A 14,057-nucleotide genomic window follows, 5' to 3' on the forward strand; every position below is an offset into this window, starting at 1 on the left:
AAGAGGAGCTTGGACTTGATCACTTCGAAGGGCGATCATGGCAAGGTCTTCATCGTCACGCCCTGATGACTATGATTGCCTACGCCTTCTTGCAACACCGTCGCCTCGCACACGCGGGGCGGAAAAAAAAGAATCAACGGGCCTCCGCCTCAGCCAACCATGCCCGCAGTACGACACGCCATCGTCGATCGCATCCTGCGGCCGCCGGCTCAGTGGTGTCCGTACTGCAGAAAACAACTCCTTGAAAAGTCGCCGCACAAACAGATTCTGCCAAAGTAGTGCTAGGGCGCGTATCCCATAAATCACGGCGTACCTGATGCCAGCTGTTGCTCCCAGTGAAGCGGATGCCGCCTGACTTCGCTTGTGGGCCAGGAGCTGCCGAGCTTGCATCTTCAGTTCAGATAAATCCGTCTTCATGCGCTCAGCTCGCCGGCGACGTCCGCCAGCGATGTGGAGGTTGGAGGAGCGTCATCATGCACTGTCATTGGGTACTTGCTGCTTTGTAGCGCCGGCTCCGCCCAAGCGAAAAGGGTTGCACCGTCGGGGACGGGTAACTGTCAATTCTGGAAACCGCGCCAAAGATCCTGGGCCCGCGCAATGGTGTCGTCGTGCCCCGTGGTCCGAGGAACTGAGTTTCGAACAAGTCTGCGTCGCAACCGTGCTGCAATGGCCATCATCAAGCGGAGCTTCTCGGCCGCTGAGAACGTGCTGATGGCCGGCAGCAGCTCTGCGCAGATGGGAAAAGGTGCTGCGCTTGTGGCGTCGTCTTCATGGAAGTCATTGTTTTCGCTGTGGATTTTTAGTGCTCAAGGGTTTTGATTGGTAAAAGCGATTTGATACATAAACAGACCACCAAGACGTTTTTGCTCTATTTACGGATCATGAAATCTTGCGATAGAGTTCTATCCGCGCTATATATCTGTCATAAAGTCATTTCACGATCTATATATGAACCAGAGGTACGACCATGGCCAAGGTCCGTCACCCGATATCCCCCTATGCAGCGGACGCTACGATGTTGCTTGGACAGCTCCTGCGAAAGTCTCGCATCGAGCGGAAGATGAGCACACTCAATGTTGCGGAGCGGGCAGGGATCTCGCGCGGCCTCTTGCGCCGTATTGAGGCGGGAGATCCGCGCTGCACGATCGGTGCGGTCTTCGAGGTTGCCGCGATTGTTGGTGTCAAACTATTCGACGCGGAACGCGGAGCCATGTCTCGCGCGATCGAGACCAATCGTGAGGTGATGGCGCTGCTGCCCAAGGCCGTTCGCGCCCGTCGAATGCAAGAGGTCAAGGATGACTTCTGATCCTGCCCATGCCGAGGCTTATGTTTGGACATGGCTGCCGGGCCAGACGAAGCCCATCGTTGCGGGACTTTTGTCCAGGAATGGCGAACAACTCGTCTTCAATTACGGCCGGAGCTATCTCGAGCGTAACGATGCCCATTCCCTCTGTGAGCCCGAATTACCCCTGCGGAGCGGCGTCCTTCCGCTCCTGGAGGGGCTCAGCATGCCCAATTGCCTTCGCGATGCGGCCCCCGACGCGTGGGGCCGGCGCGTCATTCTCAACCGAAAGTTCGGTGTGCGCGGCAAGGAGATCGACGCCGGAAGTCTCGATGAGCTGACCTTTCTCCTGGAGTCCAGCTCGGATCGTATTGGCGCTCTTGATTTCCAGGCGTCGCCCTCGGTCTACGTCCCGCGGGAGGGCGAGGGCGCATCCTTGAACGAGCTCTTGAATGCGGCAGCGCTCGTTGAGCAAGGTACGCCGCTGACGCCTGAACTCGATCGCGCACTCTTCGATGGTAGCTCCATTGGCGGCGCCCGCCCGAAAGCAGCCATCACGTCTGATCACAAGAAATTCATTGCGAAGTTTTCCTCGCAAACCGACCTGTATAGCGTCGTCAAAGCGGAGTTCATCGCGATGCGCCTTGCGGCGGAGGCTGGACTGCGCGTCGCCCCCGTAAGCCTCCAGCGTGTTGCGGGAAAGGACGTCCTGTTGATCGAACGGTTCGATCGCGAGAAAGTCACGGGCGGCTGGGCCCGCAAGGCCATGGTTTCGGCGCTGACGCTGCTGGCATTGGATGAACTGATGGCGCGCTATGCCAGCTACGAACAGCTCGCAACCATTATCCGTCATCGTTTCGCGGAGCCGAGGGAAGCGCTGCGCGAGCTCTTTTCACGTCTCGTTTTCAACGTGCTCTGCGGTAATACCGATGATCACGCTCGCAACCATGCCGCGTTCTGGAATGGTAAGGATCTCGCGCTCACATCTGCCTACGATATTTGTCCGCAGGGCCGCGCAGGCGGCGAGGCGACGCAAGCGATGCTTATTCTCGGGCAGGACCGGCACAGCCAGATTGCGCTCTGTCTCAAAGCCGCGCCTTCCTTTCTTCTCAACGAAGCGGAAGCCGTCGCCATTGCGGTCTCACAGATCAAGACCATTAAGGAACGTTGGTCCAGCATCTGCGACGAAGCGGCGCTTGCAGAAGTGGACCGTAACCTGTTCTGGCGGCGTCAGTTCCTCAATCCTTATGCGTTTATCGGCGCGCCGCAGCCGATCGTCGACCTGGTTGGATAGGTTGGATTTTGGTGCGAACGGCCGACCGGAGGGAGGTATGAAAAGAACACTCGGCGGCCCTTCACTAAGCTTAAGCTCAACCTCTGCTGATTTCCACGTCCCAGGCGCGCCCCGTCGCTTGTTCAAGGCGACGGGCCGGCGCTCGTTCGCTTTGGTTCCTCGAACATGGCGTCGACGATCTGATAAAAGGCCATCGGGCTGTTGGCGACTTCCCACACCGCGAGAATGACGTAGTAGCCGGTGCGCTTCGGCAGCTCACACACGTGAACGGCAGGCGCGCTGGGCATCAGGTTCGCGTTCGGGTCCCAATAGGGCTGACCTTCGTTCTGGATCGTGCAGAACGGCCTTACATCGAACTGGGCGCGTGTGAGCGGAGCAGATGGATTCCAGCCTATCCGGGTGATGAAATAGTTCCAGCGCCGGGTCAGGTGAACCGCGCCGTATTCCCATTTGAACGTTTGCTTGGCGCCGGAGTGCAGGCGAATCTTTGTCCAGCGCGTCGGCGTCTGCTCATCGAGCAAGGGGACATTCCCGCGTACGCTGCTGCCGGCGATGTGACCGTCCTGTGGCGGCACCGCGCTCTGGACATCAGTCGGCGCCGTCAGATCCAGGAGCCCGCCCTTCATCGCAGGGAAGAACTTCCCGCTCTCCATTGCGTTGGCCCTCCACAGGTCAATTGGACAGTCTATATTCCTGTGTTCGGTACATAGAACGACGCGTGAAGCGGGCTCGGTGAGACGCCCTTGCGCATGAGCGCCTGCAACAACGACCAGCGAGGCCGCTCCGCTGAACAGCGCGCTGAACCTGTATCGAAACCTATAGCGGATGTGCATCTCGCAAATTCCGGTTGGGTATTGGAAGAGTGCTCCGACCCCACAGACTTAGTCGGTGACTTGCCAGCTCTAGCAATCGACATGCCGTAAGCGGAGCTACCCAGCCTCCGATGGGGCTGAGGCGATGTGCTGCGAGGGTTTTCAAATAAGCGAAATCATTTGGTTGCCCGGACACTGCGGAATGCGGCGGAGCAGGATGTTTGTCCAAAAGCCGACACCGGCCAATCGCAACGCTGCGAACGCGTCGCAAAGCCGACGTCCAACATAGAAATTCCGCAGGGTTTAGCTTACGAGAACTGGCTCAGTTTCTGCATGACCGCAGGCATTCACGTAGCGGAGATGCGTTTTAACAAACCGATTAGCAACGCAAATGAAATCGGTGGCGAGCATCGAGAGAATCGGGGGCCTCACATGATGCGCAAGGTGTCTGTTGCCAGCATTCTGGCGCTAGTCTCATCGCAGGCTATCGCGCGAGACGATCTGATGATGTCCGCCAGGCAGATTTTCAGACCCATTCCCAAGGTCCTGCCCGCCATTAGGGACAATCCGGTCACTCCCGAGAAAGTCGAACTCGGCAAGAAGCTATTCTTCGATCCTCGCATCTCGGTGAGTGGAATTATTAGCTGTAATACATGCCATAATCTTGGCACCGGCGGCGTCGATGCTGGTCCAACCTCGGTTGGTCACGGCTGGCAAAAAGGACCGCGCCGGGCCCCAACCGTTTACAACTCGGTCTTCAACGTCGCCCAATTCTGGGACGGACGCGCGCCAGATCTCAAGGCTCAAGCTAAGGGCCCCGTTCAGGCCAGCGCCGAAATGAACGCAACTCCGGACCACGTGACGAAAACGTTGAACTCCATGGATGCCTATGTCGGTATGTTCAAGCAAGCCTTCCCCCGCGATACGCCGTCAGTCAGCTTCGATAACTTTGCGAAGGCAATAGAGGCGTTTGAATCAACCCTCGCCACGCCGGCTGCCCCCTTCGATCAGTACCTGAACGGCAATGCCAGCGCTCTGAACGACCAGCAAAAGGCAGGATTGAAGCTGTTCATGGACAAGGGGTGCTCCTCCTGCCACAGGGGGATCAACATTGGTGGGCAGGACTACTTCCCGTTTGGCGTGGTCGGAAAGCCGGATGCAAAACTCCTTCCCACAGCCGATAAGGGCCGGTTCGTCGTGACTAACGCTGTCGGCGATGAATACGTGTTCCGGGTAGCTCCCCTTCGAAACGTAGCCTTGCGCGCTCCGTATTTCCATTCGGGTCAGGTTTGGAGCCTCGAGGAAGCCGTCGGCATTATGGGGGAAGTCCAACTCGGGACAAAGCTCGACGACAAGGAAAGAAGCGATATTGCCGCATTTCTGAATGCATTGACGGGGCATCTACCCAACATCGAGTACCCGATGCTGCCAACTCGTACAAACGAGACGCCCCCACCGTCTTTAGGGCGATAGGATTATTCTGCCGCGAATAAAACTCTCCAGGTCGTTATAGCTCGCTCGTCGCGACCTTCGCTCGTCAGGCACTGAGCGCGTCTGGACTGACATGGTGGTGGTCCGGACATCCGAAACCTGCCCGGTTAGCTAGCACGCAGGTACGCGCGATTTGGCGGCCAAGCGAAATGTGATCGGTAGAACGCGATCCTGCACCGCTTCGCGTGAGCTGTGCGGGTAGCGCGATCGCCATGATCTCGCCAGGCAGTGCCCAAACGCCGTTCCAGGACCCGTCTGATTGAGGATGAACAAGTATGATCGACTTAGTGCTTGCTAAAATGCCGCCATCGCCGTCGAACAGAGACGACGCGGAGCGGCAAGCTCTTGCTGATAGCGGGCTGTTACGAGAGCAGTCGCAGACGTCTGGCTCCCGCGGGGCCTGTGCGGCGACCCCTAAAGCGTGATTTCCTTGATTTCGGTTCCCGTGACGAGCTCTCCGTTGGAAAAAAGGTGAGAGAGTCATTCGCACCGAGCAGCCGAGCTTTTTTGGGTAACAAAGTTTCCGACTGAAAATCCGCCCTCGTCTATTGCAGGTCGACGGCCGGCAAACGGAGAGAAAGAGCCGTGCTGTGAGATATCAAACGAGCGCACACCCTTTGAGTTGAAGATGTCGGTCGTCACCGAGCCTGGCTGGCGGCGAGAACGACTTCATTTGCCATGGATTTCCGAGGCTTCCTCAAGCGTTCGGACGAGGTGGTCGACGGTATCATAGTCGGAACTGCCTGCGCTGGGGCTGAAGTGAATCGTCGTCCGTACTATTAGTCGTCCGCGTTCAACGAGCGTCAAGGTAGCCTTCCTCACCGACAGTCCATATTGCCATTCGACTTGCAGCTGTCCATTGGAAGCCTCGGAAGCTTGCGTCCGGGCGATGCCCCAATCGCAGTTGTTCGGACGACATTTCACCCACGCATGAACGAGCGCTTTGTCGAATTGCTGATCGATAGATATGCGCGTGATCATACCCGTGTTCTGATTCTCGTTCGACCACGTGCCGGCAAAGTCCGCCATTGTTGAGGAGCCTAGATCGCACGGCCCCGGAGTTTCCGGTTTTGCCCCCTCGCCAAACGCGGGTTGGAGAAGCACGAGCACAAGCAGCGTGAGTGCACGTAATCGGAACATTGCCGTCCTCCTGTTGGCTTGACAATCAGGAAGTTGGCAACAACCGTGCCAGCCAGTTGGAATGGCAAATGGGCGCCTTTACAGTAGATGCCGAGGCGCGGCCTCGCATACGTTCGTCGCGAGCCCGACAGTTTAGCGCAGCTATAGGCGCGCGCGTTGGATTCCTTACATTTGTCTTTCGAATCGAATGCGTACTTCGTTGCGAAGCTGCTCATCTGATTGCTGGACTTGTCCCTCCAGCCATCACGTGAACGCGCCCGCTAATCATCGCAAAGAGGGAGTCAAATCGCTGCTCAATATCTTTCGCCATAGAAGCAAGGAATACCCGAATGTCCAACGACAGGCCCAATATCGATCCGCATCCGCTCAGCGCTTATGTAGCATGGGCGGGCAACCGCAATAAGGACTCGATCTTGAAAGCGTTCAAAGAACTCTTTCCCACGAAGGGTGATGCGCTTGAAGTCGCTACTGGCGCTGGATTGCATATCAATTACTTCGCCCCGTATTTTCCGAACGTTCGATTTCAGCCTTCCGACTATGATCAAGGTACTTTTGAGGCAATCAAAAGGAAGCGTGTCGAGGGCGACAACAATAACGTTGCTGATCCCATTCTGATCGATCTCACTGCTCCGGCGACCTGGCCGGATGCCGATGAGCGGCTCTACGACGTCATCTTCGCCATCAACATCTTCCAAGTTGCCCCCATCTCGATCGCGGACGGCATTGCTGCGCTTGCCGCAAGGCTGCTGAAACCAGCCGGTTTCATCGCAATCTATGGTCCCTTCAAACTTGACGGGAAATTCGCCACACGATCGAATGAGGCATTCGACAGGGAGATCCGTGCGGCCGGCGTGCCCGAATGGGGTCTCAAAGACGTGCGGGATCTTGAAAGGGAGGCCAGGAAGCATGGGTTGGCGCTCAAGCGGCAATTGGATTTGCCGGCCAGTAACTTCATTCTGCTCTTCGCTAGGTCCTGAAGGCGGCTCAAGCTTTCCAGTATATGACGCTCGGAGTCTCGCCATTTCGCACTCGTGGCGCGTTCTAGACCTAACGAGTGCCAGACGCTTGGCGATGAATAACCATCCGGCCGAGAGTTCGCGACCAGCACAGGGCGCGCGCCAGGCCCAGGCGTTCGGCCGTCATAGTAGGTGTTGGCGCTTCAACAGAACCGGGAGCGGCACTAGCTCGCCGCTTAGCGCGGAGAATGACCCATGACTCCTCGCCGGCCGAACCGAATCCCGACTGGAACGCTGGCAGCGGCAATCCAAGCTGACGGGCCACGCGGAACCGAGCCAACCGACGTGACGAGAGAAAAGGCTGCTACCGCCGCCGGCAGCGTTTGCACACCGACTAGCGAAAGTCGACCGTCTCCGCCGCCACTGCCATCTTGAGGTCGGCCTGTGACGCAATCATCGGACACGCCGAAGTGCCGGCGGTACCGTCGAAAGCGTCGCCAGCTCCACTCCCGGAAATAAGCATTTCGCGATTGTAGCGCCACCTCATGATCGGGGGCTGACGAGAGAGACATTCGCGGCGCGCGTCGACGCTTCTCATGCGCGCGTGTCTTGTCTGACGATAGCCGCTCGACGGCTTCCAGTTCAAGCGCGGTGCGAAAAGCACGCAATGATGCACCGGTCAGATCAAGCGCAGCGCAGTTGGGAAGGAAAATCAGTCGATCCTGCGAAAACGCGCCATGCCGCTCAGGAAGATGGTGGGCGCGGCTGCTCGGATTTCCGAAGCTTTAGAGCCCGCCGCTTCATCGTTGCGGTCATTTTTTTGATCTTTGGTCGACGGGGTATTTTGAATGCGGCGCCGTCGCCTGTGAGATCCGCCACACCATCCGTTTTGACTTGCTTCATAGACATTTCCCAACGAAGAGATTGATGCGGCATTCGAGCTGCGACAACCACCTTCCTATCAGCTCGCCACGTACGGCGCGCTTAGCAGCGGCAGAAGAGCGCGATCTTTGTTTGAAGGCACAACCGGTCGGTTGCCTGTCCGACCTAAATGTCTCGTCGGGCAGATGGCCTCCAGAACAATATCAATCAGTAAAAATCAGAGAGACGTACACAACTATACGCCCTTTCAAGAGTCACGTTCCTCGTTAGAGCGCAGATAAATCGCAAGTTTGCACAATGGATCTGATGAAATCCGTCGAAAACGGTCACTCGAACACAGAATCTGAGCGTCGAGCTAGGGCTTGCGGCACTTGCGGTGCCGGCATGTCCCTATTGCACGAGTTGGATTTGTGACGACCGATTGCAAGCGCGGCGCCGCCAATGACTAAGCTGCACGCATGCCGAGGAGGAAGGAGAGAGGAGCAAGAAAGCCGCTCGATGTCGCTAGGGGACGGGGCGGGCGACTAGAAACTGATTTTTGGAATCTCCGGTTGATCGAGCAATATGAATTCAGCAATGTGCTTAGTCGTGTTATCGTCCTTGATCATGAGGGAGATTTCCAAATTTTTGACGTGGCTGCTGCCGCACCAACGCGTGCGATCCTCAATGAGGTCTGCGCGAATTGTTCGAGGTAAGCCCGGCATCCGCGTAGATGTCACCTGGGGAGCCTGGGAGACGGCAAGGCCGAAGGGAAACGCGAGTGCCTCGAACGGATCGGCGGCGATGCGACTTGCCGGGCGCCTACTAAGTGGCCTGAGGCGACAGGCTGTCATGTCGCTCAGATGAACTTCCAGGTCACAGTCTTGAAGATCCTGGTGAGCTATCCAGGCGGGTTCGCTCCCATGGCGGAGCTGAAACGGGACATGGCTATCCTGGCAACGAGCGGCCGCGATTGGGCAGAGCGCACCAAGAGAATGGCAACCCGTGCGCCGGATCTGGACATCTTTTCCCAGCGTCTCATCGAACGCGTAAATGGAGGATGGCGCATCACGGAGAAGGGGCGAGCAGTGCTCGATGTGATGGAGGCGCGCTCGATACCTACGGAGATGCAGCCGGAGATGATCGCGCCCGCTTCAGAACTGGCACAGCCGACGCCAGCTGATACACTCCCCGTCAGAGTAGCTCCTGGACCGAGTGAGCGGCGCCGGCGACGTCGCGTCTCCGGAAGCGGATCGCGAGCGAATCGGGCTTAAGTCTCGTTCTTCCTCCAGTGCGCAAGGCCCTGCAAGGCTGACGCCGCCCGTCGGAAAAGCAGGCGATGAGCGTGATGCCGGGAGAGGCACTAGCGAGGTCGCTCGCTGTCCCCGCGTCGAAAACGATCAAACAAGGCGTCAGGACGCGGAATTTAAGCGCGAGCGCCGCGCTAGTTGCACGAAATTGTGCAGCCCAGATGGTTAGTATCCCAAACGTCGCAATGTTTTGACGAGCCGGCCGTTTCAACCAAGCCCGATCGAGAGAAGGGCCGTTGATCTGGCTGCAGGACGACCAGAGGCGCTTTCGACCCGAGCGCCGGCACTTGATGCGGTTCGCGGGATCGTTCGTTCAGGGCCATAACCAGCGAGGCGCGATGGCCCTCAACGGCAGATATTTGTGCGTGTCGACCCTGATGCTTGCGAGTGCCGCGACAGCGTTGATCGCAGCTGCCCCACCGGAAAGTGCGCCAGCTTGTGCGCGCAAAGATGCGCTCGGTACCGCACGCGTGCTTGCCATCGATGCTAGGACCTATCTGCGGGTTGGGCTCAACAGCTTTCCGCAGTCGTTAGCGCTCGCCGACCACGAGGTCGTGCTGACCTTCGATGACGGCCCCCAGCCGCCCTACACACAAGACGTGCTAGCCGCCCTTGCGCAGGAGTGCGTGCGTGCCACATTCTTCCTGGTCGGCAAGTCGTCGGCCGAGTTTCCCGAGCTCGTGCGTCGCGAGGCCGCACAAGGCCACACCATCGCGCATCACACCTGGTCCCATCCGATGCTCTCGAAGATCGGCGTCGCGCAGGCGAAAGAGGATATTGACCGCGGCATCGCGGCCGATGAGATGGCACTCAATGGCGCGTCGAGGACAACGCCCTCGACCCCGTTCTTTCGCTTCCCCTATTTCGCCTCGACGCCTGCGATGCTCGATCTTCTGCAATCACGCGGGATCATCGTGTTTGGGGCGGACGTATTGGCCAGCGACTGGGAGGAGATGACCGCGGATCAGGAGCTCAAACTCGTCACCAGCCGTCTAGATGAGGTGGGCAAAGGCATCATTCTGTTCCACGATCCCAAGCCGCATACGGCCGCCATGATGCCTGTCTTCCTGCGCTACCTGCACGACAACGGCTATCACGTCGTCCACATCGTCCCGGCGGTAACGCCGCAAAGAAATGCCGACATACATTGATAGCGAAAGGTGACCTCGCCAAGGAAAGGGTGATTTCGAGACAACTCCCGATGGGTCCGGGGCAGCTTTGATGCCTCAAGGCGGCGCACGGGAGGGGCTGGCCGTGCCAATGAAGACGAACCAAACCAGCCAGGGGCGGACGAGATCGCCCGTGTCGCTGGGATGTCTGTCGACCACAAAACCGAATTGCGGGCCTTTCCGAGCCGCACAGCCGAGTTTTGGTCGCTCAACAGATCTCTCGAGCAAGCACCAGCGCGTAAGCGCCCTAGACCTTGCCAGATCCTTGCGCGACAGAAAGGGAAGGGCGCGGCAGTGGGCGCGGGCCAGTGCCAGTGAGTGGTGGCACGCATTTCGCGTCATATCTGTCGGCCAATTTCAGCAGACGGGACCTTGTGAACGGATCCGCCATATCTGCCATGGCCCGAACGCATACCGCCATGCCTCTATAGAATTCCTGCTCCATCACGCAACCCCACACCACTGAGAGTACATTTCAGTACGTCGAAACACACTCGTCAAGCGGCCTCCAGCCGGCTTATCGCCTTCGAAGCAATTTTTGTCGATACGCTTGCGGCGGCCCCCTTGATGAAACTATCTTTCCGGGCAGGGAAATCGAACATGTCGCCGCTCCACCTGATCCGAAAGCCCTGTCCGGCGTGCGGTAAACCGATGAAGCTGGTCCCGGGGAAGCCTGAGAAGGGTAAGGCTGGGACGGGCAAGTCGTAAAAGATCTACCGTGTCCTCCGCTCAGAAAGGTCTCGTCGACGCGGGTTCATCCGATGGAGCGCCGGGAAGCCTCGAATTCATCAAGAGCTTGTGCAACTGGCTGACAGCCGTTTCGCCGGCAGCTGCCTTGACAAGGTCGTCATCATCAGGAGGCGCCTTCACCTCGCAGACCGAGAGCGAGGCCTTCATCCGGTCGAAGGCAGCTAAGCGCGGAATCAGCGCCAACGTCGCCGTGGCTGCGGCGAAGAGCGAGGGCTTCGACGAATTCACCGGCGATGACAGCACATCCTTCGGGGCATTCCGGTTGCGCGTCACTCCGAGCGATCGCGGCAGAGCAGTGAGGGACCCCGTCTTGTCGGTAACAGGGCTCGACCAGTCAGCCCCGGCGAACGAGCGGGCCACAATCAACTTTGCTTGGAGTATGGGCGCACAAAGGAAGACAGATGTTGTAACCAAATACGAACAATTGGCGTGCGGGCATGCAAGACGTGTCCGCCGCGATAGATGACACAATGGGCGAACTCTTGTTACGGTGACGCCTGCGGCAGCGCCAAGGCCAATCTTTCCGACAGTGCTAGACCCGTCGAAAGCTGTAACCGTCGCGGCGGCCTTCACGAACGAGGCGATATCCTGGTTTTGGGCAACACTACGTGCCGCATTAGCACAGGTCGCTTGGGCAGCCCCATCATCAGCACCAGCAACCGGTATCCTCGACCGGGGAGTTCCCTTCGCCATTGCCAGGGATTCCGCATCACTCGACTTTGTGATAGCGCGGTTAGCTGCCCGGAAACCTGCCTAGTTAGCAAGGTCGACCTGCTGGGCCCCATCCACCAACCAAGTCGTTGAAAACTCGGATGAAATTCCATGAGTGTCGGCGATCGTTGGCATTTGTAAATGTTGCCGAGCGCCGACATTGACGATTGTCAGCGAACGCTGACATCTGATAATGTCAGCGAACGCTGACAAATGGATTCCCCCATGCTCATCCGCACACCCGCCGATCTCGGCGCCGTTATTCGCGACCGGCGCAAACGGCTCAAACTCGACCAGTCGACCCTTGCCAAACGCATCGGCGTCAGCCGTCAATGGGTCATCGAGATCGAGCATGGCCATCCGCGCGCCGAATTGGCGCTTGTGCTTCGGGCATTGGACGCTCTCGGCATTCCGTTGAACGCTAACCCCGAACTGAAGACGAGCCGCGGCCCGGCACCGACCGCCGTTGACATCAATGCCATTGTCGCCAAGGCGAAAAAGAGCAAAACATGACAAACGAACTTGTCGCCCTCCTGGATGGTAACGAAGTTGGCCGCGTGCGAAACGATACACGCGGCCGACTGACCTTTGTCTACGACAGCGACTGGCGTACCGCGCAGGACGCTTATCCCCTCTCGCTCTCAATGCCGCTCGCCGCTGAAGAGCATGGTCCTGCAGCCGTACAGGCCTTCCTCTGGGGACTTCTGCCGGACAATGAGCGTGTGCTCGACCGTTGGGCCAAGAAATTCCAGGTATCGGCCCGCAATGTCTTCGCTCTCATCGCCCATGTCGGCGAGGATTGCGCAGGAGCCGTTCAATTCGTCACGCCTGATCGTTTAGAGGCTCTCAAAGCGGGACGAGACGACAAGGTCGAATGGCTAGACGAGTCGGACATCGCAAAGCGGCTTCAGGCCTTGCGTGAGGATCACGCGGCTTGGCGTCTGCCGCGCGATACGGGTCAATTCAGTCTTGCCGGCGCACAGCCGAAGACGGCGCTTCTTCAGAAGAAAGGCCGTTGGGGCCTTCCATCGGGGCGCATTCCGACCACACATATCCTCAAACCCCCGACCGGCCATTTCGATGGTCACGCCGAGAACGAGCATGTCTGTCTCGTACTCGCGCGCAGTCTTGGGCTACCGGTTGCAGAAACCAAAGTGATGCGGTTCGAAAATGAAGTCGCGATCGTGATTGAGCGTTATGACCGCCAACCGAGCGGGAACGACATCATTCGGGTCCACCAGGAAGATGTCTGCCAGGCAATGGGCGTGCTGCCGACCAAAAAATATCAAAACGAGGGCGGGCCCACGCCGGTCGATATAGTCGAGCTCTTGCGTGCCTACTCGACACACCGTGAGGCGGATATTGAAACATTCGTCAACGCCCTAGGATTCAATTGGCTTATTGGAGGCCCCGACGCGCATGCCAAAAATTACTCTCTGCTTCTGGCCAGCGGCCCTCATGTGCGTCTTGCGCCACTCTATGACGTAGCCAGCATTTTGCCATACGATGATGTCGACATACGCAAGATCAAGCTCTCAATGAAAGTAGCAGGGGAATACAAACTCGACAAAATCGGCTTGCGACACTGGCAAAAATTTTCTCGCGAAACGCGCGTTGATGCGGACAAGCTTATTGCATGCCTGATTTCCATGGCGGAACAGATCCCTGATCTCGTGACGGCTATCCATGCGCGCGCTGAGAGCGAAGGGTTAGACAATCCCATCATAGAGCGGTTGGGGTCTAAACTGAGTGATCGTGCGAAGGTTTGTGAGCGGTTTCTGAAGGCGACCTAGGCTCATCTCTTGTTCGACGTTCGGCGTGCTGGATCGGGCGACCAGTCTCGTGTTGAACAACCGGAGCCTGTACCTGATGGCGCGATTGTACTCTCAGTCGTTCGACGACCAGGAGTCAGCTTTATCTCGTCGCAGACCTTTGCACGGCACGCGCTGGAGCTATCGCTGAAACTTGGTGACGGCGGGAATCGGGAAGGCGGCATATCGTGGGGGTGCTTGACGCCTCCACTTCTCCACCGAAGGAGCGATATGCCGTGTCCAAAGATAACATCATCAAGCTGATTCAGCCAGGAAACGTCGACGATCAACTCACCGAAATCTTGCGCAATGGGGCGCGTGCTCTGTTGGCCCAGGCGGTCGAGGCCGAGGTCGCGGACTTTCTCGGCAAGCATGCCGATTTGAAGACTGCGGACGGCCACCAGCGCGTCGTGCGCCACGGTCACCTGCCGGAACGCGAGGTGATGACCGGTATCGGTCCGGTCGCCGTC

At 58.1% G+C, this 14,057-nt stretch carries 12 protein-coding genes and 2 pseudogenes; 11 read left to right on the forward strand and 3 right to left on the reverse strand.

The annotated features are described in order from the left end of the window. From K289_RS49700 to K289_RS0138810, 4 genes and pseudogenes are all read left to right on the forward strand, one after another. Positions 1-245, forward strand: a pseudogene (locus K289_RS49700) (IS701 family transposase); the annotation flags it as partial. A 421-nt stretch (positions 246-666) separates the two neighbouring features. Further along, complete coding sequence (locus tag K289_RS51170) at positions 667-819, forward strand: hypothetical protein (protein ID WP_156918424.1); 153 nt, start codon at positions 667-669, stop codon at positions 817-819. Between the two features lie 148 nt (positions 820-967). Further along, positions 968-1,306: a helix-turn-helix transcriptional regulator gene (locus K289_RS0138805; protein ID WP_027556281.1), complete on the forward strand. Its 339-nt coding sequence runs from the start codon at positions 968-970 to the stop codon at positions 1,304-1,306. After that, positions 1,296-2,576 carry a type II toxin-antitoxin system HipA family toxin gene (locus tag K289_RS0138810; protein ID WP_027556282.1) on the forward strand — a complete coding sequence of 427 codons (1,281 nt, stop codon included), beginning with the start codon at positions 1,296-1,298 and terminating at the stop codon, positions 2,574-2,576. Before K289_RS0138805 ends, K289_RS0138810 begins: the two co-directional genes overlap by 11 nt. A 122-nt stretch (positions 2,577-2,698) precedes the next feature. Here K289_RS0138810 and K289_RS0138815 read toward each other — a convergent pair whose 3' ends face one another. Beyond that, positions 2,699-3,409, reverse strand: coding sequence for a lytic polysaccharide monooxygenase (locus K289_RS0138815; protein ID WP_051311298.1), 711 nt, complete (start codon positions 3,407-3,409; stop codon positions 2,699-2,701). Positions 3,410-3,823: 414 nt separating this feature from the next. Here K289_RS0138815 and K289_RS0138820 point away from each other — a divergent pair, with 414 nt between their 5' ends. Then, positions 3,824-4,861 carry a cytochrome-c peroxidase gene (locus tag K289_RS0138820; protein WP_027556284.1) on the forward strand — a complete coding sequence of 346 codons (1,038 nt, stop codon included), beginning with the start codon at positions 3,824-3,826 and terminating at the stop codon, positions 4,859-4,861. 687 nt (positions 4,862-5,548) lie between these two features. Here the strand turns inward: K289_RS0138820 and K289_RS46900 are convergent. Further along, positions 5,549-6,019, reverse strand: a complete 471-nt coding sequence (locus K289_RS46900) for a hypothetical protein (protein ID WP_027556285.1) — start codon at positions 6,017-6,019, stop codon at positions 5,549-5,551. A gap of 329 nt (positions 6,020-6,348) precedes the next feature. Here K289_RS46900 and K289_RS0138830 point away from each other — a divergent pair, with 329 nt between their 5' ends. The 3 genes from K289_RS0138830 to K289_RS0138850 all read left to right on the forward strand — a co-directional run bounded on the left by K289_RS0138830 (position 6,349) and on the right by K289_RS0138850 (position 10,297). Then, positions 6,349-6,996: a DUF938 domain-containing protein gene (locus tag K289_RS0138830; RefSeq protein WP_027556286.1), complete on the forward strand. Its 648-nt coding sequence runs from the start codon at positions 6,349-6,351 to the stop codon at positions 6,994-6,996. A gap of 1,703 nt (positions 6,997-8,699) precedes the next feature. Further along, the gene (locus tag K289_RS52680) at positions 8,700-9,110 is read left to right on the forward strand and encodes a hypothetical protein (protein ID WP_027556288.1); all 411 of its coding nucleotides are present in this window, start codon (positions 8,700-8,702) and stop codon (positions 9,108-9,110) included. Between the two features lie 413 nt (positions 9,111-9,523). Continuing rightward, positions 9,524-10,297, forward strand: a complete 774-nt coding sequence (locus tag K289_RS0138850; protein WP_027556289.1) for a polysaccharide deacetylase family protein — start codon at positions 9,524-9,526, stop codon at positions 10,295-10,297. 747 nt (positions 10,298-11,044) lie between these two features. Here the strand turns inward: K289_RS0138850 and K289_RS51175 are convergent. Further along, positions 11,045-11,758: a hypothetical protein gene (locus K289_RS51175; RefSeq protein WP_156918425.1), complete on the reverse strand. Its 714-nt coding sequence runs from the start codon at positions 11,756-11,758 to the stop codon at positions 11,045-11,047. A gap of 243 nt (positions 11,759-12,001) precedes the next feature. On the opposite strand from K289_RS51175, the gene K289_RS0138860 reads away from it, so the two are divergent. The 3 genes and pseudogenes from K289_RS0138860 to K289_RS0138870 form a co-directional block, all read left to right on the forward strand. Further along, entirely contained in the window at positions 12,002-12,289 is a 288-nt protein-coding gene (locus K289_RS0138860) for a type II toxin-antitoxin system Y4mF family antitoxin (protein ID WP_027556291.1), read from the forward strand. Continuing rightward, positions 12,286-13,569 carry a type II toxin-antitoxin system HipA family toxin gene (locus K289_RS0138865; RefSeq protein ID WP_027556292.1) on the forward strand — a complete coding sequence of 428 codons (1,284 nt, stop codon included), beginning with the start codon at positions 12,286-12,288 and terminating at the stop codon, positions 13,567-13,569. The genes K289_RS0138860 and K289_RS0138865 overlap by 4 nt, the downstream gene beginning before the upstream one ends. Positions 13,570-13,775: 206 nt before the next feature. Then, positions 13,776-14,057: pseudogene (locus tag K289_RS0138870) on the forward strand (IS256 family transposase); the annotation flags it as partial.

Origin of the sequence: Bradyrhizobium sp. Cp5.3 (genome assembly GCF_000426265.1) — a bacterium.
In the GTDB taxonomy this organism is placed as follows: domain Bacteria; phylum Pseudomonadota; class Alphaproteobacteria; order Rhizobiales; family Xanthobacteraceae; genus Bradyrhizobium; species Bradyrhizobium neotropicale.

Excerpts from the sequence above, each read along its gene's own strand:
- K289_RS0138810 (WP_027556282.1), top strand. The coding sequence starts at position 1,296 with ATGACTTCTGATCCTGCCCATGCCGAGGCTTATGTTTGGACATGGCTG.
- K289_RS0138820 (WP_027556284.1), top strand. The coding sequence starts at position 3,824 with ATGCGCAAGGTGTCTGTTGCCAGCATTCTGGCGCTAGTCTCATCGCAG.
- K289_RS52680 (WP_027556288.1), top strand. The coding sequence starts at position 8,700 with ATGAACTTCCAGGTCACAGTCTTGAAGATCCTGGTGAGCTATCCAGGC.
- K289_RS51175 (WP_156918425.1), bottom strand. The coding sequence starts at position 11,758 with ATGGCGAAGGGAACTCCCCGGTCGAGGATACCGGTTGCTGGTGCTGAT.
- K289_RS0138865 (WP_027556292.1), top strand. The coding sequence starts at position 12,286 with ATGACAAACGAACTTGTCGCCCTCCTGGATGGTAACGAAGTTGGCCGC.
- K289_RS51170 (WP_156918424.1), top strand. The coding sequence starts at position 667 with ATGGCCATCATCAAGCGGAGCTTCTCGGCCGCTGAGAACGTGCTGATG.
- K289_RS0138815 (WP_051311298.1), bottom strand. The coding sequence starts at position 3,409 with ATGCACATCCGCTATAGGTTTCGATACAGGTTCAGCGCGCTGTTCAGC.
- K289_RS46900 (WP_027556285.1), bottom strand. The coding sequence starts at position 6,019 with ATGTTCCGATTACGTGCACTCACGCTGCTTGTGCTCGTGCTTCTCCAA.
- K289_RS0138850 (WP_027556289.1), top strand. The coding sequence starts at position 9,524 with ATGCTTGCGAGTGCCGCGACAGCGTTGATCGCAGCTGCCCCACCGGAA.
- K289_RS0138860 (WP_027556291.1), top strand. The coding sequence starts at position 12,002 with ATGCTCATCCGCACACCCGCCGATCTCGGCGCCGTTATTCGCGACCGG.
- K289_RS0138830 (WP_027556286.1), top strand. The coding sequence starts at position 6,349 with ATGTCCAACGACAGGCCCAATATCGATCCGCATCCGCTCAGCGCTTAT.
- K289_RS0138805 (WP_027556281.1), top strand. The coding sequence starts at position 968 with ATGGCCAAGGTCCGTCACCCGATATCCCCCTATGCAGCGGACGCTACG.